Raw genomic sequence first — 20,248 nt, 5'->3', positions numbered from 1 at the left:
CCAGCGCAACGTCCTACACTAGCGCAGGACGGCGCATTCCTCAAATAGCTACCGATATGTGTCCCCGGGAAGCGGCGCTGGCTGGCATTTCGACTTGCCCAGGTACAGGTACAACACATGCTGCCCAACAGATTGACCCGTTTACGCGCCGTCGTCAAGGGGACGGGCGGCAAGTTACCGCAAGTTAGCGTGAATTCTTGCTCACCGGCCGGCCGCGGATACGGCCACTGTTAGTTGCGTCACCGCGGATGAGATCGACCAAACAGCCGCCGTCACCGCTACAGGGTGCGACGCTTGAGCGCCGGCGCGACGGGGCTAGCCGCCGAACTCGCTCGCGTGATACTTGTGCGTGCCCTCGAGATCGTCGAGGATCGCTTCCTGCGCTTTCTTCGGCAGGGTGTGCAGCATGGCGCGCACCCGGGCCTGGCGCCGCCCCACCGCTTTGCGCTCCGGCATGCCCGGCGTCGCGGTGATCTGCGGCGGCACGCCCTCGATCTCCTCGACACCGCCCGCCTGGTGACCGGCGTCGAGCAGCGCCTGCTCTTCGGCCATGGTGGCCTCGTCCTTCTCTTCGGACATGCCGATCGGCCCGATGCGCCGGCCGTTGAGGAACTGTCGCACCACCGGCTCGTCGCTGGTCAGCAGCACTTCGCGGGGCCCGAACATGACCAGGTGCTTGCGGAATAACATGCCCATGTTGTCGGGCACCGTACGGGCGATGTTGATGTTGTGGGTCACGATGAGGATGGTCGCGTCGATCTGGGCATTGATGTCCATGATCAGCTGGCTCAGATAGGCGGTACGGACGGGGTCCAGGCCAGAGTCGGGCTCGTCGCAGAGGATGATCTGCGGATCGAGGACCAGCGCCCGCGCCAGCCCGGCACGCTTGCGCATACCGCCGGAGATCTCGCCGGGGAACTTCTTCTCGTCACCGCCCAAGCCGACCAGCGCCAGCTTCTCCATGACGATGTCGCGGATCTCTTTTTCTTTTTTCTTGGTGTGCTCACGCAGCGGGAAAGCGGTGTTGTCGAACAGGTTCATCGATCCGAACAGCGCACCGTCCTGGAAAAGCACACCGAACAGCGTCCGGATCTCGTAGAGCTCTTTGGCCGAGCACTCGATGATGTCGGTGCCGTCGATGACGATCGAGCCGCGTTCCGGCCGAAGCAGGCCGATCAGGGACTTCAGGAACACCGACTTGCCGGTACCCGACGGCCCCAGCAACACGCTGACCTCGCCCGCGGGGATCGTGAGCGTGACGTCCTCCCAGATCCTCGAGGAACCGAAGGACTTCGTGAGTCCGTTGACCTCGATAGCGACGCCCATGGGAAATCCTTCCGACGCTCAACATTGGCAAGATGCCCGCCACCTGCCACTTTATGTGGCTTGAGTCACTGTAGCGCACCGCTGGGGCGCGACATCAGGGTTGGATACATAACAATCCTGGCCGGGGCTGGCGGGCGGTGTCGGGGGCCTCAACGGGTCGCCGGCGCCCAGTTGCCGTGGAAGCCCATCGGGACCCGCTGCGGCAGGTGCACGGTGGCCATCAATTCGCACGTCTGGGCGTCCAGCAACAACAGCTGGCCCTCGTCGCGGTCGCGGTGGTAGCCGTACCCCATGAGGATGCCGTCGTCCTCCGCCCGTTCCCCGGAAGTGTCCCGCGGGTTCGGGACGAAGCACATCTCGCCGATCAGCAGGGCGGCATCCAGCGGGGCCGCCTGGCTAGATCCGGTCTCGTAGTCGTGCTTGTACAGCGAGGTGGACATTTCCGTCGTTCCGCCGGTCAGGTAGCCGCCGTCCACCCCGAGGGTGTAGCCGAACCGATGCCGACCGCCGAGCAAGGTCTCGTTGATCCGGGGAAATTCCTGCGGCCGGTCGTCGCGGCATTCGGTGGTGACGGCACCGGTGGCCAGATTGATGGTCCAGCGATCCAATGACGGACGGGTGTCGCCGGGGCCGTGCCGGTCGTGGTCGAACATTCGCGCATACCGCACCACGTCGAGTATCAGCAGTTCGGACCCGTCTCGGGTTTCGGTGTAGGCGTTGAGCGGGTGGTAGACGTAGCAGGGTTCGATGTCGAACCACCGGACGTCCTCGTTGCCGCCGTCTCGGGGCATGACTCCGATGCGGGCCGGGTAGTCCTGGTTCCAGGCGTAGGGCATCCGATCGGACGGCTTGGGGTTGCGGTTCATCATCGCGGCGATCGGGCCGGGGACCCGGACGTGACCGATCACCGCCTGCATTACCAGTCGCGCGGGCAAACTCAGCCAGCCCGGCAGCTTCGCGGGTAGCACCTGCGACGCGTCGAAGGTGACCGGCAGGTCGTAGATCACCACGTACTTGTCGGTCAAGGAGAAGTCGTGCATCATCGGCGACCCGGTCACCTCGATATCCACGGTGCGCCGTGCCCGCCCCTGGGTGTCGATCACGGAGTACTGCACGGTCCGTCCGCGAGCAAACGAGTACGACACCGCATGCAGTTCGCCGGTCCGCGGGTCGCGGTGTGGGTGGGCGGTGTAGCCGCCCGTCAATGTGCCGTCGAAGTCGCATGTCCCGACGGTGTCGAGGTCCTCGGTGAGCTCATAGTTGGCGACGCCGCCCTCGACGAGCGCCAGGGTTCGTCCGGCGTGGGTCAGCACGCTGGTGTTGGCGCCCAGGGACAACATGCCCGCCCGGTGATCGAGTCTGCTCGGAGCCGGCTCCCCGAGGGCCGCGCATACCGGCAGGCTGCGCACCCAGCGGTTGCGATACCAGCTGGCTCGCCCTTCACGCAGGGCGACCCCGTGGACCATCCCGTCACCGCTGAACCAGTGATAGACGGCGGGATCGACCTCGGCGACGGGGTTGGGTCCATTGCGCAGATACCGTCCGTCGAGATGCTCCGGGATCTGGCCGGTGACCTTCAGGTCGGTCGCGGTCACCTCGTTGCGCACCGGCGCCAGCAGACCCTCGAGATACGGGTTCCGGGATTGGGCAGTTCGCATTGTCGTCACGGCCAAACTCCTATAACGTCGTTATTTCAGTGTTATTCGGACCGTACGCCTGCGATGGGACGATGGCAAGGGATGACGAGAATGAGTGAGCACGCCCAACACGGCATTCGCAGTGTTCGCGAGGAGATGGTGCATGCCGCCGTCGCCCTGCTCGACGAGCATGGACCCGACGCCCTGCAAACCCGCAAGGTGTCCGGAGCCGCCGGAACCTCGACGATGTCGGTCTACACCCATTTCGGCGGCATGCGGGAACTCATTGCCGAGGTGGCCGAAGAGGGATTGCGGCAGTTCGACGCCGCCCTGGCGGTGGCACCGACGACTGACCCCGTTGCCGATCTATTGGTTGTCGGAGCGGCGTATCGACGCTATGCCATCGACCGGCCGCATATGTATCGGCTGATGTTCGGCAGTACCAGCGCACATGGCATCAAGGCGCCGGCCCACGATGTCCTGACGCTGACGATCGTGGAGATCGAGCAGCACCACCCCAGCTTCGCGCACGTGGTGCGCGCGGTGCACCGCTCGATGCTGGCGGGACGAATCGCGGGACGAATCACTGTGGGTTCGACGGGCGACGGCGACGTCCCGGACCGGGTGGTCGTTTCGGTTGCCGCCCAGTTCTGGGCGTTGATCCACGGCTTCGTGATGCTCGAACTGGCCGGCTTCTTCGGCGAGGAAGGTGCGGCGGTCCCACCGGTGTTGGCCGCGATGACCACGAACCTGCTTGTGGCGCTGGGTGATTCGCCCGAGCGGGTGCGGCTGTCGCAGCGCTCCGCGTTCGGCTGATCGCACCAAGCCCCCGGTTCTGGTACCGGGGGCTTGGCGTACGGACTTACTTGACGGTGACGGTGGCGCCGGCGGCCTCGAGCTTGGCCTTGGCGTCGTCGGCAGCCTCCTTGGCAACCTTTTCGAGCAGCGGCTTGGGTGCGCTGTCGACCAGGTCCTTGGCCTCCTTGAGGCCCAGGCCCGAGACGATTTCGCGGACAACCTTGATGACGCCGATCTTCTTCTCGCCGGCGGCCTCGAGGATCACGTCGAACTCGGACTGCTCTTCGGCGGCCTCGGCCGGCGCGCCACCGGCGGCCGGACCGGCCGCTGCGACGGCGACCGGTGCGGCCGCCGTGACCTCGAAGGTCTCCTCGAACTTCTTGACGAAGTCGGAGAGCTCCAACAGGGTCATTTCCTTGAACGCGTCAAGCAGTTCGTCTGTCGAGAGCTTGGCCATGGTGTGGGTCCTTCCTGGTTTCGGGTAGTGGGGTTATTCGGCTGATGCTGGTTCTGGAGCCGGGGTTTCAGGCGTAGTAGCCGCTGTGTCCGCGGCAGGTTCTGCCGCGGCCCGCTTCTCCTGCAGCGCCGCCGCCAACCGGGCAACCTGCGAGGCGGGCGCGTTGAACAGCCCGGCGGCCTTGGCGAGGTTGCCCTTCATCGCGCCGGCCAGCTTGGCCAGCAGCACCTCGCGCGACTCCAGGTCGGCGATCCGCTCCACCTCCGCGACGGTCAACGGGTGGCCGTCCATGTAGCCGCCCTTGATGACCAGCGCCTTGTGTTCCCGGGCGAAGGTCTTGAGGGCCTTGGCCGCGTCGACCGGTTCACCGGTGACGAACGCGATCGCCGTGGGGCCCGCGAACAGCTCATCGAGGCCGTCGATACCGGCCTCGGAGGCCGCTCGCTTGATGAGGGTGTTCTTGGCCACGGCGTAGGTGGCCGACTCGCCCAGCGATCGGCGCAGCTGGGCCAGGTTGGCCACCGTCAAGCCGCGGTATTCGGTGATGACGGTCGCGGTCGAGGCCTTGAAGCGCTCGGCGATGTCTGCAACGGCGGTGGCCTTGTCAGCTCTGGCCATGCATACCTCCTACAAGTGTGCGACGTGGCGTCTGCGGCCACCTCGAAGCGTCTAAGAACGTCGAACAATGTCTAGGAATCACGAACGCCCCGGCGCAGGAAGCGGCACGGGGCGTAACTGATGCACCGACGCTTGCGCCGGCGCTGATGCCTCGTCCTCCTGCGTGGGCCGCCGGGTTGTTCCCGGACCTTCAACCGATTGCTCGGTGACCGACGGTCTTCGGTGGATCGGCCACAACAATAGCGGTACCGGTTCGATCAGCCAAAAACCACGTGGGCCCGGCGCACCGCCGGCATATCGAGTGTGCGCCCACGGCTCCGGATGAGCATGCCGCGCGGCGACGCACCGACGTGTCCGACCAGGTTGGCGTGCAACCGGCCGACTCTGGTCCGTCGCGGCTCGTGGTTAGCCGGGCCCCACCAGACGGGCCGCGCCGACCAGCCCGGCCGCACCGCCGAGCTGGGCCGGCACCACCCGCAGCCCGGCCAGGAAATCCAGCCGGGCATAGTCGGCCAGCGTCGCGCGCAGCGGGTCGAACAGCAGGCGCCCCGATTTGGCCACTCCCCCGCCGACGACCACGAGGTCCAGATCGCACACCGCCCCGACGGACGCGATCATCGCCGCCAGCGCGGTGGCGCCCCGCCGGAAAGCCCCCAGCGCCAACGCATTTCCCGCCACCGCTGCCTCGGCAAGCTCCTTGGCGCCGGCGCCCCTCGGCGCGGACCAGCCGTTGTCGCGGGCCCAACGCACCATCGACGGGCCGGACGCGATGGTCTCCACGCAACCGCGGCCACCGCACGCACACCGCGCGCCGTCCTGGTCGACCACGACGTGACCGACGTGACCGGCGTTTCCGGTGCGGCCGGGATAGGGAGCACCGTTGAGCACCAATCCGCCGCCGACACCGGTGGACACCACCATCCCCAGCAGGAATCGGGCGCCGCGTCCCGCGCCGAGCCAGTGCTCGCCCAACGCCATGCACACGCCGTCGCCGCCCAGCTCCACCGGCGCTCCGCGCACCACCGCCGAAACCCGGTCGCGCACCGGAAACCCCCGCCACGACGGGATGTTGATCGGGCTGACGGTTCCGCTGTGCCGGTCGATCGGACCGGCTGACGCGATGCCCACACCACGAACGGCGCCACCGGCGACGAGCAACGCATCGGCGATCATCGCGGCGACCACGTCCCAAATCCGTTCGGCTCCTTCGGCGGCCGGGGTCGGACGTTCGGCGGTGTGCACCAGAGAGCCGCCCGGGTCGGCCAGGCCTACGGCGATCTTGGTGCCGCCGATGTCAAGGCAGAGGGTATGCATCAGTGACGGTGGGTGTTGTCGGGCTGTCGCGGGTCGCCGGGATGCTCATACCCCGGGGCCAATCGCACCGATGCGGCCCGGCGGGCATCCAGCCAGATTCGAAAGGCGCGCCGCCGGGCGGCGTCCAGCAGATGCCCGGTGATCGCCGGGCGCACCTGCTCCAGCGGCGGACGGGCAACCGCGGGAACGCGCCAGCCGTGACCACCGCGACGCGGCGCGGCGAACCGCAGCGGGTTGCGCCGATGGTAGTCGGCCACCTGGTCGTCGGTGACCACCACCGCGGCGGTGACGTCGGCGAACAGCGCCCGCGCGTACGGATCGGCCAGCACCGCCGCGGCGACGCTGCCGATCTCCAATCGCGCCGCCACATCCGGCAGCAACTCGACCTCGGTCGGAGCGGCTGCCGCGGTCAGTCCGCGCGCGGCCACCTCGGCGGCGATCACTCGCTCGGTGACGATCAGCTGAGTCAGCCAGCGCCGCAGCTGGCGTCCCTCGCTGGTGCCGCTCGGCGGCAGGGCGGCCGCACCCGGACCGTTGCGTAGCCATGCTTCCCGCACGTCGACCTCCCCGACAGGGACGGGAACGCCGGCGACCGTCGCAACCAGGTCGGCGCTCATCGCACCGTCACCTTCACCGCCGGCGAGTACACCAGCCCGCCGGCGCAGCCGACCCGCACCAGCGCCCACCACTGGCCCGGTAGCAGCCACGACGGCGGCGTGACGTCGAATGCAACCTCGACCGTGCCGCCGGCGGGTAAGACAGCAGCTCGTACGGCCGGACCGAGCCACTCCCAGGTGCCCCAGGGGCTGATCAGGTGGGCCTCGACTGCCACGTCTGCGCCCGCACGGCTGCCGAGGCTGACGGTGAGCCGAGCCGAGTCGCCGGCGGCCACGTCGACGTCTGCCGGACCGTCGAGGAGGTAGGCCAGCTCCTGCTGAGGTGTCCCAACCGCGAGCACGCACACGTCCTCGACCACCTGCCGCCACGCAGCCGGCGCCTCCCGATCGGTGACGGTCAACTGGGCTCGGACCGGATAGAGCGCCGGCGGCGTGTCGGCCGGGATCATCACAACGACATCGGCTTCCAGGCATTCACCGGCACCCAAGGTGAACGGCATCCGGGCCGGCGCCACCGACCAGCCGCCGGGACACACCACATCCACCGTGCCGCTCAACGCGAAGTCGCTGCAGTCGCTCGCGGCGGTGAGGCGCAACACCACCTGGTCTCCCGCGTCGGCGTTGACCAGCCGGGGATGTAGGTAGGCGACGGCCGGCAGTCCGCCCAGCGGTGCCGGGCCGCGATTGTGCAGCCAGTAACGGGCATACAGCGGCTGCGCCGTTTCGGCTTGCGGCGCGAGCTCGGCGTCGCCCGGGGTCCCGCTGATGTCGAGCCGGGCCACCACGGTCGCGACCTGGTAGCCGTGCAGGTCGATTGATCGCTTGCGCTGCTGCGGGGATTCCAGCAGGTCGGCCATCCGGAATCCGGTTACCTTAGCGACGTCGGAGCCGATCCGGACGCGGGTGGCGGCCCCGGTGGTCTCCACCAGCCGCAGCGCGACCACCGTGGGATCGACGGGCCGGGCACTGCCGGCCGTCAACGGGTTGCCCGCCGCTTTAAGTGCTCCCAGGTGAACCGCATCGGCGGGGTCGACCTGCAGCAGCGAGCCGGCCGACGGCAGCCTTGCCGCCGATTTTCGCGGGGTCAATGCGATGAGCGGATGCGAGAACTGCGCGCTGCTCGTGGGCAGGCCGGCCCGGCGCCAGTCGCCGTCAGCGCAGACCAGAGCGTAGTCGAAATCGTGTGTCCAGTGCTGGAGCTGGAAGTTCGAGCCGTCGGGCGCGGTGCGGCGCGGTTCGTCGATCCAGACGCCGGACGGCCAACCGGTGCAGGAGCGCATCAGCGCGGTATGCAAGGTGCCCTCGGTGTCGACGGCGAAGCTGGGCACCCCGCGGTTGAGCAGCGCCACGGTGCGGGCCTCGAAGGGTTCCATCGCAGCCGGTGCCTGTTGACTGATCTCGATCTCGGCGTCGTCGAGGTCGGCGATCACCGAGGTGATCGCCGCGGCGAGGTTGGCGTCGTCGCGGCCGTCGATCACCAGGACCGGCAGCGCGTTCGGCGCGCGCAGGTCCGCCCCGGGCACCCAGACCGCCGGCAACGGCGCCGCGGCCGGCACCCACACCCTGGCCCGGCCGTTCTCGGCCAGCTGCCGCTGGAGTTCGGCGGCGTATGCCGGGGCGGCCTCGGCCAACACCGCCTTGGTGAAGACGTTGCGGTCGGGCCCGCCCAGCGCGATCCGGATATCCGGCAGGTTGGAGTCCACGTCGAGGTTGCCGTAGCGCGGTTTGTCGGCGCCGCTGCAGGTGGCCGTGACGCCGGCGCGAACCAGCGCGACCATCAGCTCGCGAGCCATCGGGCCCGACATCTCCTCACCGGGCGACACCACCTCGGCGACCGATACCGCCCGGACCGCGTCACTGCCGGCCCGGACCCGTGCCGCCGACGACAAGCCGAACCAGCCGTAGGCGGGGTTGTCCAGCGTCCACGGGTGGTCTGCGGTGTCAACCGACCGAGTCCCGTCATGCAGCAGCGCGAAACCGCGCCCGACGACGGCATCGCCCACCTCGCTGACCGGCATGGCGCCCGGAACCGGGCACGGCCAGCGCAGCCGCAGCAAGCGGTCTTCGCCGGTGAACCCGTCAACCGTGGTGCGGCAGTCGACGCGGGGCACGCCGTTCCACAGGGTCAAGGTTTGGGTGTAGCGCAACACCGTGCCGATCCGGCCGCGCACCACCAGCCGCTCGCCCAGCGGGCACCGGTAGGCCCGCACCTGCGCCGGCGATTCCGACGAGCAGACCACCGGACCTTTGGGTAGCAGGTGCCACGGACCCTCACCCTGCGTCGGGTGCGCGGGGTATTCCTCGTAGACGGCAAGCTCGTTGCCCACCCGGCCGTCGGCGATGAGCTGACGACCGTTCTGCATCAGCGAGGACACCGCTCCGCCGCGCGCGGGGTCGACGGTCAAGCGGTAGTGCTCGTTGGCGACCGCGTCACCGGATGCCGGTTGCCAGCCTGCCGGGCCGTCGGCCGTGTCCAGCCGGTAGCACCGCCAGCCCAGCGACGGCATGTCCCGCGCCAGCCAGGTGACCGTCCGCCCGTCGTGCTCGACGAGTGCGGGAACCTCGGCGCCCTCGCAGTCATAGACCCGCACCCCGGCGACCTGCGGCGCTTCGAGCCGCACCGTGACGATGTCGGTGCGTCGGCGGCTCAGCGGATTCCACACGACGACGGCGCCCTCGGGAGCATCGACCAGGCCGGAAATCGCTGCCAGCGCGTTGTCGCGGGCGGTGCGGCCCAGTTCCCACGCGTCACGCCAGCCGGTCAGCAGATCGAGGTAAACCTGGTCGGATTCCGACCCGGTGATCGCGTCGTGGTGTGCGCCGTAGGCCAACTGCACCCAGGCTTTGGCCAACGCTGCCTGCGGATACCGGGCGCCGGTCAACACCGCGGCGAACACCGCGAATCGTTCGGCGTCCAACACCGCGTTCTCGGCGGCCCGATTGGCTTGCTTGGTGTCGATGTAGGAGACGTCCTTGCCGGTGTAGATCGGGTTCATGTCGCGGGTCTGCGGCGACGGCACCGCACCGCGATCGGCGAGTTCGGTGCGCACCGCCGCGAAGAACTCCCGCGGCAGCCCGCACACGAACCGCGGCCAGGTGTAGCGCGCGGCCCAGTCGCGGTGGATCTCGGTCACCCACTTGTTCGGCGGGGTGTAATCGGTGCCGACCGGCAGCAGCACATTGCGGGTCAGCGCAACGCTTTTGAGCTGGCCGAAAAGCGCGTACGTAGCCTCCTCGGCCTCGGCCAGCGACGTCGACGAATCCATCCACCAGCCCGCCGAATAGTGCGCCGGCATGTAGTGGGTGAGCAATCCGCGGCCCGACGGCGAGATCCACTCGAACTCGCTGGCAAACTGCATCCGGTCGACCGGGCCGCCTTGGGTAGGTCCCCATTGATGGTGTGGCCCACGAGCCCAAGAACTGGACGTCAGCCCCGCGTCGGCGGCCATGCCGGGAAATTGCGGGTCGTGGCCGAACACGTCGAGCTGCCAGGCGGTGGCCGGATCGGCGCCCAGTACGTGACGTTGAAACCCGCTGCCGTGCACCAGGTTTCGAATCGTCGTCTCGGGACCGGTGAGATTGGTGTTGGGCTCGTTATAGGTGCCGCCCATCACCTCGACACGGTCCTCGGCGAGGAACCGGCGCAGGTCGGCACGGTCCTCGGGATGGGTGTCCCAGTACGGCTTGAGGTAGTCGACTTCCGCGAGCACGAACTTATAGTCGGGATCGCGTCGTGCCAGCTCCAGATGAGCGCGCACGAGCTCGAAGCCGTTGGCCTGCCGGGCTCTCCCCGGCGGGTCTTCGCGCCACTGGCTGGTGTAGCCGGCCTGGGTGTTCCACCACACCGGGTCGTAGTGGAAGTGGCTGACCATGTACATGGTCCAGCCCGGCTCGGCCACAACGAACTCGAAAGCCAGGCCGGCCCCAGGGGCGCGCACCCACGCAGGCAACGGCGACCCCAGCACCGGGCGGTTCACCGAGACCGCGATCTCGACCACCTCTTCGCCGGAAGCGACGACCGCCTCCCCGCGCAGGCCGTCACCGTCGACGCGTAGCGGTGTCGGCTCGGCGCATCCGGCGACGGCGACGCGTACCAGTTGCAGCGGCTGGTCGGGCGGGCCTACGAACAGCTCGGTGGATGCCGCCGAAACCAGTTGCATGACCGCACCTTACGGTGCCTTACCGTCACGACGAAGACATTTGCCCACAGCACCCGCCGCCGCCGCGCCTCCGCCGGTTCCAGCACCTCGAACTCGGCGCCCACCATCGCGAAGTACAACGCCATCCGCCGTCCACATCCGATGCGACTGCAAGTCTGGCACTGGTACACCCAGCTGCGCCCGCGCCCGGACGGCCTGACCGACGACGAATACTTCTGGCAGCCGATGCGGGACTGCCGACCTTGCATCCGGACGCCTCGGTGGATTTCGTGTTTCCGACTCCCAGCCCGATGCCGTTCACCATCATCGCCTGGCGGCTGGCTCCCGTCATCGTCGGAGTGTTCGCCGTGCGCAATCACCGCCACTTCGGGGTCCGCCCGCGGACTACTAGAATTGGCCGTAAGCCACCCACGCCGCGACCGCCCTGCGGCAACTAGCGCGTCACCGGTATGCAAAGGGCATGGATGGCACGGGTGGCCGCCGCTCCGGACGCCCCTCACGAGGATCCGCGGCCGTTAGCGCAACGCACCGCCGAACACGCCAACGAATTTGTGATGCGGCACGAGGAAACCCTGGCCGGTTTACTCGAGGCATTTGCCGCGCAGAACGCGGAAACGCTGCGGCTGGTCGACACCACTGACCTGGACGCCGCGGTGCCCGTGCCGCGGGACGCCCCCTGGTTTCCCAAGGACGTCGAAGCCTGGTCGGTGCGCTGGGTCATCCTGCACGTGATCAACGAACTGGCCCGCCATGCCGGGCACGCCGACATCGTCCGGGAAAGCATCGACGGGGCCACCATGTACGAATTGATCGCCGGCCTGCAGAACTGGCAGCCGCAGCCGTGGCTGACACCCTGGCAACCCAAATAGACCGCCGAACGTGTACTCAGTGCGAAAATCCGCGCCGATTTTCGCAGTAGATACACGTTCGGCGAAGGCATAGCCCATCCATCGGCCGCGCCTTTGCCGCGGGTGAAGCGACGCACGCAAATTGTGAGTCGGCTCCACCAATTTGGCACACTGCACAGATGAGTTCCACCAAACACCGCGATGTGGCCAAGCTCGACCGGGTGCCGTTGCCGGTCGAAGCGGCCCGGGTCGCCACCACTGGTTGGCAGGTCACCCGCACCGCTGCTCGGGTACTCACCAGGCTGCCGGCCAAGGGTCCGTGGCAGCAGAAGATCATCAAGGAAATCCCGCAGACCTTCGCCGATCTGGGTCCCACGTATGTGAAGTTCGGCCAAATCATCGCCTCGAGCCCAGGGGCGTTCGGCGAGTCGTTGTCGCGTGAATTCCGCACCCTGCTGGACCAGGTGCCGCCGGCCGACACCGGTGAGGTGCACCGGCTTTTCGTCGAGGAGCTCGGCGACGAGCCGGCCAAGCTGTTCGCGACGTTCGAAGAAGAGCCGTTCGCCTCTGCGTCGATCGCCCAGGTGCATTACGCGACCCTGAAGACCGGCGAGGACGTGGTGGTCAAGATCCAGCGGCCGGGCATCCGCCGCCGGGTGGCCGCCGACCTGCAGATCTTGAAGCGTTTCGCGCAGGCCGTCGAACTGGCCAAGCTGGGCCGCCGGCTCTCGGCCCAAGACGTGGTGGCCGACTTCTCCGACAACTTGGCCGAGGAGTTGGACTTCCGGCTGGAAGCGCAATCGATGGAGGCGTGGGTCTCGCACCTGCACGCGTCCCCGCTGGGCCGCAACATCCGGGTGCCGCACGTGCACTGGGACTTCACCAGCGAGCGGGTGCTGACCATGGAGAAGGTGCAGGGCATCCGCATCGACAACGTCGCCGCCATCCGCAAGGCCGGCTTCGACGGCACCGAACTCGTCAAAGCGCTGCTGTTCAGCGTGTTCGAGGGCGGGCTGCGGCACGGACTGTTCCACGGCGACCTGCACGCGGGCAACCTGTACGTCGACGACCAGGGCCGCATCGTGTTCTTCGACTTCGGGATCATGGGCCGCATCGATCCGCGTACCCGCTGGCTGCTGCGCGAGCTGGTTTATGCCCTGCTGGTCAAGAAGGACCATGCCGCCGCCGGCAAGATCGTCGTGTTGATGGGCGCCGTCGGGACCGTGAAGCCCGAGGCCCAGGCCGCCAAAGACCTCGAGAAATTCGCCGCCCCGCTTACGATGCAATCGCTGGGCGAGATGTCGTATGCCGACATCGGCCGGCAGCTGTCGGCGCTGGCCGACGCCTACGACGTCAAGCTGCCCCGCGAGCTGGTGCTGATCGGCAAGCAGTTCTTGTACGTCGAGCGGTACATGAAGCTGCTGGCGCCGAAGTGGCAGATGATGTCGGACCCGCAGCTCACCGGGTACTTCGCCAACTTTATGGTCGAGGTCAGCCGCGAGCATCAGTCGGATGTAGAGGTCCAGTGAGGTCTAGCGGAGGTCTGGTGGAGGTCCGCAGCGGCACCGCGGTCGCGGGGCAGATGAAGCTGTACTACGAGGACATGGGTGACCCGGACGACCCACCCGTGCTGCTGATCATGGGTCTGGGCGCCCAACTGCTGCTGTGGCGGACCGCCTTCTGCGAGAAACTCGTCGCCCAGGGCCTGCGCGTCATCCGTTACGACAACCGCGACGTCGGCCTGTCCAGCAGGACCGAGCACGCCGACCCCGCCCAGTCGATGCTCGCGCGGCTGCTGCGCTTCTGGTTCGGCCTGCGCAGCCAGGCCGCATACACGCTGGAGGACATGACCGACGACGCGGCCGCGCTGTTGGACCACCTGGAGATCGACCACGCCCACATCGTCGGCGCGTCGATGGGCGGCATGATCGCCCAGGTTTTCGCGGCACGGTTCCCGGAGCGGACAAAGGCCTTGGCGATCATCTTCTCCAGCAACAACAGAGCGTGCCTGCGACCGCCGGCACTGCGCGCCTTGCGGGCCATGCTCAACGGCCCACCGCCGGGCTCGCCGCGCGAGGTGGTAGTGGACAACGTCGTGCGGGTCACCAGGATCACGGGCAGTCCCGGCTATCGCCTGCCCGAGGAGCGTGTCAGGGCCGACGCGGCCGAGAACTACGATCGCAGCTTCGACCCGTTGGGCGTGCGCCGACAGTTCAACGCGGTCCTGGGCAGTGGCAGCCTGCTCCACTACAACCGGCGCATCACGGCGCCGACCGTGGTGATCCACGGCCGAAAGGACATAATGGTGCGGCCTTCCAATGGCCGCGCGGTCGCCCGCGCGATCGATGACGCCCGACTGGTGTTGTTCGACAGGATGGGCCACGATCTGCCCGAGCCGTTATGGGACGGGGTGATCAGTGTCCTGATGAGCAACTTTGCCAGGGCCGGCTGAGTCTTGAACGAGGCTTGAACGAGGATTGTAGGGTTGCAAAAGGAGGTTGTCTCAAGTGGCCGAGCTGACACCGTATTACGAGGACTCGCAAGCCGCGTACGACATTTCGGACGACTTTTTCGGGCTTTTCCTCGATCCGACGTGGGTCTACACCTGCGCCTACTTCGAGCGCGACGACATGACCCTCCAAGAGGCGCAGCTGGCCAAGCTCGATCTGGCATTGGACAAGCTGAACCTCGAGCCCGGGATGACGCTGCTGGACGTCGGGTGCGGCTGGGGCGGTGCCCTGGTCCGGGCGGTGGAGAAGTACGACGTCAACGTTATCGGCCTGACGCTGAGCAAAAACCACTGTCAACGCAGCCAGGACCGGCTCGCCGCCATTCCCACCCAGCGGCGGGCCGAGGCGCGGTTGCAGGGCTGGGAAGAGTTCGACGAGAAGGTGGACCGGATCGTCTCCTTCGAAGCGTTCGACGCCTTTCACAAGGAGCGCTACGGCGCGTTCTTCGAACGCGCATACGAGATCATGCCCGACGACGGGCGGATGTTGCTGCACAGTCTGTTCACCTATGACCGCAGGTGGCTGCACGAGCAGGGCATCGCGCTCACCATGAGCGACATCCGATTCCTGAAGTTCCTCCGCGAATCGATCTTCCCGGGCGGCGAACTGCCGTCCGAACCCGACATTGTCGACAACGCGAAGGCCGCGGGTTTCTCCGTCGAAGAGATCCAATTGATGCAACAGCATTACGCCCGGACCCTGGACATGTGGGCCGCCAACTTGGCGGCCGCGCGCGAACGTGCCATCGAGATCCAGTCCGAAGCGGTCTATGACAACTTCATGCACTACCTGACCGGTTGCGCCGAGCGGTTCCGCCGCCGCTTGATCAACGTCGCCCAGTTCACCCTGGCGAAATAGCCTTGCACCGGCTCTGGCCTGCGCAGACTCGGTCGTGATTTAGTGCTGCGGCGCCAAATCGGATAACATTCCCCGAGCACATGGGGGAGCGTTTTTCGGTGCATCTTATGTGAGCACCGTAGGGCCGGTCCTGGCCCGGAAAGGCATTCATAAGGTCATGGCTGAACAACTGACGCCGCATTTCGACGACGTGCAGGCGCACTACGACTTGTCCGACGACTTCTTCCGGCTGTTCCTGGACCCGACCCAGACCTACAGCTGCGCCTACTTCGAGCGCGACGACATGACGCTGGAAGAGGCCCAGATCGCCAAGATCGACCTGGCGCTGGGCAAGCTGGGCCTGCAGCCGGGCATGACGCTGCTCGACGTGGGCTGCGGCTGGGGGGCCACCATGCGCCGGGCCATCGAGAAGTACGACGTCAACGTCATCGGCCTGACCTTGTCGAAGAACCAGGCCGCCCACGTCCAGAAGACCTTCGACGAGATGGACACCGCGCGCAGCAGGACGGTGTTACTGAAGGGCTGGGAACAGTTCGACCAGCCCGTCGACCGGATCGTGTCCATCGGCGCCTTCGAGCACTTCGGCCACGACCGCTACGACGACTTCTTCGCCATGGCACACCGGGTCCTGCCCGCCGACGGCGTGATGCTGCTGCACACCATCACCGGACTGACCGGACCGCAGATCGTCGAGCGCGGCATGCCGATGACCTTCGAGATGGCGCGCTTCATCAAGTTCATCGTGACCGAGATCTTTCCCGGCGGCCGGTTGCCGTCGATCGAGAAAGTCGAGGAGCACGCGGGCAAGGCCGGCTTCACCCTGACTCGGCGCCAGTCGCTGCAGCCGCACTACGCACGCACCTTGGACCTGTGGGCGCAGGCGCTGGAGGCACACCGGGACGAGGCCATCGCGATCCAGTCCGAAGAGGTCTACGAGCGCTACATGAAGTACCTGACCGGCTGCGCCAACGCGTTCCGCATCGGCTACATCGACGTCAACCAGTTCACCTTGGAGAGGTAGTGACGGCGACCATCGCAGATCTCAGTCGGGTCCCAGTCGGGAAAAACCGGCCGCTCAGCGACTTTCGATGCGATGGATGCGCCCTGCCCGGTGTAGGGTGCCGTGGATGATCACCGCGTGAGGGTGCTCATCTGTTCTTGGAGGACATATGGCTGGTAAGACAACAAGTGCCGCAGGCACCCGGTCTAACTTGGACGACGTCCAGGCCCATTACGACATATCCAACGAGTTTTTCGCCCTTTTCGTCGATCCCACCCGCACCTACAGCTGCGCGTACTTCGAACGCGACGACATGACCCTGCACGAAGCGCAGCTCGCCAAGATCGACCTGACGCTGGACAAGCTGGGACTGCAGCCGGGGATGACGCTGCTCGACATTGGTTGCGGCTGGGGCTCGGTGCTCAAGCGCGCGGTCGAGAAGTACGACGTCAACGTCGTGGGGTTGACGCTTTCCAAGAACCAGCACGCCTACTGCCAGCAGGTGCTCGACGAGGTCGACAGCAGCCGCTCGCGTCGGGTGCTGTTGCGGGACTGGGCCGAGTTCACCGAACCGGTGGACCGCATCGTCGTCATCGAAGCGCTGGAGCACTTCGGCTTCCACCGCTATGACGACTTCTTCAAGTTCGCTTACCACGCCATGCCCGGCGACGGCGTGATGCTGTTGCACTCGATCACCGGGTTGCACGTCAAGCAGGTCATGGAACGCGGCATACCGTTGACCATGGAGATGGCCAAGTTCATCAGGTTCATCGTGACCGACATCTTCCCGGGCGGCCGGCTGCCGATGATCGAGACCGTCGAGGAGCACGCGCAGAAGGTCGGTTTCACGGTGACCCGCCGCCAGTCGCTGCAACTGGACTTCGCCAAGACTCTGGACTTTTGGGCGGAGGCGCTTCAGGCGCGCAAGGACGAGGCGATCGCCATCCAGTCCGAGGAGGTCTACGAGCGCTACATGAAGTACCTGACCGGCTGCGCCAAGGCCTTCCGGATGGGCTACATCGACTGCAACCAGTTCACACTCGCCAAGTAGACTCAGGTGCCACAGACGGGCTATGGGTGCACACGCTCGCGTCGATAGGTAGTAACGCCTCGGGGGTTTATCGGGCTGTTGCACAAGTCAAACCGAGGCGTCGCATGCGTTCGGGCAATGAACACTATCCAGGAGAACAGGACGACAATGGCTGACAAGGCGCCGACACAGACGAAGACCCGGACGCGCTCGGAGGACATCCAGGCGCACTACGACGTCTCCGATGACTTCTTCGCCCTGTTTCAAGACCCGACCCGGACCTACAGCTGCGCCTACTTCGAGCGGGACGACATGACACTCGAAGAAGCTCAGTACGCCAAGATCGACCTCAACCTGGACAAGTTGGACCTCAAGCCGGGTATGACGCTGCTCGACATCGGCTGCGGTTGGGGTACCACGATGCGGCGGGCCGTCGAGCGCTTCGACGTCAACGTCATCGGCCTGACCCTGTCCAAGAACCAGCACGCCCGCTGTGAGCAGGTGCTGGCCTCCGTCGACAGCAACCGCTCGCGTCAGGTGCGGCTGCAAGGCTGGGAGGACTTCACCGAGCCCGTCGACAGGATCGTCTCCATCGAGGCCTTCGAGCACTTCGGACACGAGAACTACGACGACTTCTTCAAACGGTGTTTCGACATCATGCCCGAGGACGGCCGGATGACCGTCCAGAGTAGCGTCGGCTATCACCCGTTCGAGATGGCCGCCCGCGGCAAGAAGCTGAGCTTCGAGACGGCGCGCTTCATCAAGTTCATCATCACCGAGATCTTTCCCGGCGGTCGGTTGCCGTCGACCGAGATGATGGTCGAACACGGCGAGAAGGCCGGTTTCGTCGTCCCCGAACCGCTTTCGCTGCGCCCGCATTACATCAAGACGTTGCGGATCTGGGGTGACACGCTGGAGTCCAATCGGGAGAAGGCCATCGAGGTCACCTCCGAAGAGGTCTACAACCGGTACATGAAGTACCTGCGCGGCTGCGAGCACTACTTCACCGACGAGATGCTCGACTGCAGCCTGGTCACCTACCTCAAGCCGGGCGCCGTCGCCGCCTAGTTGGTGTCGGATTAAGGCTGCGCGGTTCGTCTAACAGGTAGAGAGTGGAGCACAGGGCTTCGCTCACTGCCGGATGAGGTGACCACGATGCAGTACTTCGCCCTATTGATCAGCCAGGAGCGCGACCGCACGCCCGACGAGCGGGCCAGCGAGATGGCGGCCTACGAGGCCTTTCACACCAGGGTGGCTTCGGCGATCCGCGGAGGTGACGCGCTGCTGCCGGCGGCGACCGGCGTGCGCATCACCGGCGGACCCGACGCGCCGATCGTCACCGACGGCCCATTCGCCGAGACCGCGGAGGTGGCCGGCGGCTACTACGTGTTCGAAGCCGAAAACCTGGATGAGGCACTGGCTTTGGCGCGCGACGTCCCCGCCGCCAAGCACGGCGCGGTGGAGGTATGGCCGATGTTCGGCAGCTTCGAACCCGCCCGGCGGGAAGGCAGCCAGTGGCTGGCACTGCTGCTGGAACCGCCATCGAACGCGGTCGCGCCGGGCAGCCCCGAATGGCAGGCGTTGGCCGCGCCGCACCACGAATTCATGGCCGCAGCCGGCGATCACATCACCGGCGGAGCCGCCCTGCATGAACCGTCCACCGCGACCACCGTGCGGGTGCATGGCGGCGAGGTCCTCATCACCGACGGTCCCTACGCCGAGGGCGCCGAGGTGGCCAACGGCTTCTATGTGCTCAGCGCAGCCGACCGCGACGAGGCCGTCAAGCTCGCGTCGATGATCCCGGCCTCCGCCGTGCAGCTACGTCAGCAGGCCGGTGTATCCGGACTGTAGCGCCGATGGTCAACCTGGACGGCGTCTTCCGTCGCGAATGGGGTCCGGCCGTCGCCGCGATCGCCCGGTGGTCCGGCGACCTCACCATTGCCGAAGACGCCGTCCAGGAGGCCTGCGCAGAAGCGCTTCGCACCTGGCCGCGTGATGGACTGCCGGATCGCCCCGGAGGGTGGCTGGTAACGGTCGCCCGCAACCGCGTCCGGGACCGACTTCGCCGCGAAGCTGCGCGACCCGGAAAGGAAATGGCGGCCGTGATAGACGAGATTCGGGCGCGTACCGATGACACCGACCCGCATCCGGTTCGCGACGACGAGCTACGGATGGTGTTCACCTGCGCCCACCCGGCATTGGACCGGCAGTCGCAGTTGGCGCTCACACTGCGGCTGGTGTCCGGGCTGACCGTCGCGGAGATCGCCCGCGCGCTGCTGCAGACCGAGACGGCGGTCGGTCAGCGAATTACCCGCGCCAAGAACAAGATTCGTCGTGCCAATATCCCGCTGCGGGTGCCGCCCGCCGAACTGCTGGCCGAGCGGACGCCGCACGTGCTCGGCTGCATCTACTCGGTGTTCACCGAGGGCTATTGGTCCACGGCAGGTCCGTCGGCGATTCGTGACGAACTGTGCGACGAGGGAATCCGGCTGGCCGGAGAGCTGTGCGCTTTGATGCCGCGCGAGCCGGAGGCGCACGCCTTGGCGGCCCTTGTGCTGCTGCACGATTCGCGGCGAGCGACGCGGGTGGACGCCTCCGGGGCGCTGGTGCCGCTGGAGGAACAGGACCGTCACCGCTGGGACGGCGACCGCATCACCCGCGGCCTGGACCGGCTCCAGCAGGCCCGCGGATCGACCGGACCGTACCTGCCGCAGGCGGTCATAGCAGCCTTGCATGCGACGGCACCTTCTTGGGAACAGACCGACTGGACCGCGATCTGCGCGGCCTACGACCGGCTACTGCAGCTGACCGACTCTCCGGTGGTGCTGGCCAACCGAGCGCTCGCGGTTGGTTTCCGCGACGGCGCCGGCGCCGGTTTGGCGGCACTGGAAAGGGTGGCTCACGACCCGCGACTGGCCAGGTCGAACCTGGTCGCCTCGGTGCGTGCCGATCTGCTGCGACGCGCCGGACGCCGATCCGAAGCCCTGGTCTGGTACCGAAAGGCGTTGGACGCCAACGGTTCCGAGCCGGGTCGGGCATTCCTGCGGCGCCGCATCGCCGAGTGCGGTGGCTAAC

Annotated in this window: 16 protein-coding genes and 2 pseudogenes; 11 read left to right on the top strand and 7 right to left on the bottom strand. The window is 66.9% G+C overall.

What is annotated here, in order from left to right; genetic code table 11:
• Positions 1-315: 315 nt before the first annotated feature.
• Together B4U45_RS18840 and B4U45_RS18835 are read right to left on the bottom strand one after the other, a co-directional pair.
• Positions 316-1,326 (bottom strand): ABC transporter ATP-binding protein, encoded by a 1,011-nt coding sequence (locus B4U45_RS18840; RefSeq protein ID WP_075511133.1) that lies wholly within the window; start codon positions 1,324-1,326, stop codon positions 316-318.
• 149 nt (positions 1,327-1,475) lie between these two features.
• Positions 1,476-2,984, bottom strand: coding sequence for a carotenoid oxygenase family protein (locus B4U45_RS18835; protein ID WP_371686848.1), 1,509 nt, complete (start codon positions 2,982-2,984; stop codon positions 1,476-1,478).
• 81 nt (positions 2,985-3,065) lie between these two features.
• Here B4U45_RS18835 and B4U45_RS18830 point away from each other — a divergent pair, with 81 nt between their 5' ends.
• A complete protein-coding gene (locus B4U45_RS18830; protein ID WP_371686841.1) occupies positions 3,066-3,779 on the top strand; it encodes a TetR/AcrR family transcriptional regulator in 714 nt (237 codons plus the stop codon).
• A 46-nt stretch (positions 3,780-3,825) separates the two neighbouring features.
• Here B4U45_RS18830 and rplL read toward each other — a convergent pair whose 3' ends face one another.
• The 5 genes from rplL to B4U45_RS18805 all read right to left on the bottom strand — a co-directional run bounded on the left by rplL (position 3,826) and on the right by B4U45_RS18805 (position 10,927).
• Complete coding sequence (rplL, locus tag B4U45_RS18825) at positions 3,826-4,218, bottom strand: 50S ribosomal protein L7/L12 (RefSeq protein ID WP_023370846.1); 393 nt, start codon at positions 4,216-4,218, stop codon at positions 3,826-3,828.
• A 33-nt stretch (positions 4,219-4,251) separates the two neighbouring features.
• Positions 4,252-4,836: a 50S ribosomal protein L10 gene (gene rplJ / locus B4U45_RS18820; RefSeq protein WP_075547007.1), complete on the bottom strand. Its 585-nt coding sequence runs from the start codon at positions 4,834-4,836 to the stop codon at positions 4,252-4,254.
• Between the two features lie 405 nt (positions 4,837-5,241).
• A complete protein-coding gene (locus B4U45_RS18815; RefSeq protein ID WP_083153145.1) occupies positions 5,242-6,150 on the bottom strand; it encodes an ROK family protein in 909 nt (302 codons plus the stop codon).
• Positions 6,150-6,767: a DUF7158 domain-containing protein gene (locus tag B4U45_RS18810; RefSeq protein ID WP_075547005.1), complete on the bottom strand. Its 618-nt coding sequence runs from the start codon at positions 6,765-6,767 to the stop codon at positions 6,150-6,152. Before B4U45_RS18810 ends, B4U45_RS18815 begins: the two co-directional genes overlap by 1 nt.
• Entirely contained in the window at positions 6,764-10,927 is a 4,164-nt protein-coding gene (locus B4U45_RS18805) for a glycoside hydrolase family 38 N-terminal domain-containing protein (RefSeq protein WP_075547004.1), read from the bottom strand. The genes B4U45_RS18810 and B4U45_RS18805 overlap by 4 nt, the downstream gene beginning before the upstream one ends.
• Before the next feature lie 141 nt (positions 10,928-11,068).
• Here B4U45_RS18805 and B4U45_RS29440 point away from each other — a divergent pair.
• The 10 genes and pseudogenes from B4U45_RS29440 to B4U45_RS18760 all read left to right on the top strand — a co-directional run.
• Positions 11,069-11,315, top strand: a pseudogene (locus B4U45_RS29440) (DinB family protein); the annotation flags it as partial.
• Between the two features lie 55 nt (positions 11,316-11,370).
• Positions 11,371-11,796 (top strand): annotated as a pseudogene (locus tag B4U45_RS18800) (mycothiol transferase); the annotation flags it as partial.
• Between the two features lie 158 nt (positions 11,797-11,954).
• Positions 11,955-13,304: an ABC1 kinase family protein gene (locus tag B4U45_RS18795; RefSeq protein ID WP_075547003.1), complete on the top strand. Its 1,350-nt coding sequence runs from the start codon at positions 11,955-11,957 to the stop codon at positions 13,302-13,304.
• Between the two features lie 14 nt (positions 13,305-13,318).
• Entirely contained in the window at positions 13,319-14,227 is a 909-nt protein-coding gene (locus tag B4U45_RS18790; RefSeq protein ID WP_275887207.1) for an alpha/beta fold hydrolase, read from the top strand.
• Between the two features lie 55 nt (positions 14,228-14,282).
• On the top strand, positions 14,283-15,143 hold the full coding sequence (gene mmaA1, locus B4U45_RS18785; protein ID WP_075547001.1) for a mycolic acid methyltransferase MmaA1: 861 nt from the start codon (positions 14,283-14,285) through the stop codon (positions 15,141-15,143).
• Between the two features lie 157 nt (positions 15,144-15,300).
• The gene (mmaA2, locus tag B4U45_RS18780) at positions 15,301-16,164 is read left to right on the top strand and encodes a cyclopropane mycolic acid synthase MmaA2 (protein WP_075547000.1); all 864 of its coding nucleotides are present in this window, start codon (positions 15,301-15,303) and stop codon (positions 16,162-16,164) included.
• A gap of 148 nt (positions 16,165-16,312) precedes the next feature.
• The gene (mmaA3, locus tag B4U45_RS18775) at positions 16,313-17,194 is read left to right on the top strand and encodes a methoxy mycolic acid synthase MmaA3 (RefSeq protein ID WP_075546999.1); all 882 of its coding nucleotides are present in this window, start codon (positions 16,313-16,315) and stop codon (positions 17,192-17,194) included.
• Between the two features lie 117 nt (positions 17,195-17,311).
• Positions 17,312-18,241 (top strand): hydroxymycolate synthase MmaA4, encoded by a 930-nt coding sequence (mmaA4, locus tag B4U45_RS18770; protein WP_275887180.1) that lies wholly within the window; start codon positions 17,312-17,314, stop codon positions 18,239-18,241.
• Positions 18,242-18,328: 87 nt separating this feature from the next.
• Positions 18,329-19,024 (top strand): YciI family protein, encoded by a 696-nt coding sequence (locus B4U45_RS18765; RefSeq protein ID WP_075547156.1) that lies wholly within the window; start codon positions 18,329-18,331, stop codon positions 19,022-19,024.
• 5 nt (positions 19,025-19,029) lie between these two features.
• A complete protein-coding gene (locus tag B4U45_RS18760) occupies positions 19,030-20,247 on the top strand; it encodes an RNA polymerase sigma factor (protein WP_075546997.1) in 1,218 nt (405 codons plus the stop codon).
• Position 20,248: the final 1 nt, after the last annotated feature.

The sequence above is a fragment of the Mycobacterium persicum genome (genome assembly GCF_002086915.1).
GTDB classification, from domain to species: Bacteria; Actinomycetota; Actinomycetes; order Mycobacteriales; family Mycobacteriaceae; genus Mycobacterium; species Mycobacterium persicum.
The sequence above is the reverse complement of the archived record's forward strand: the minus strand, read 5'-3'. Positions and strand labels throughout refer to the sequence as shown.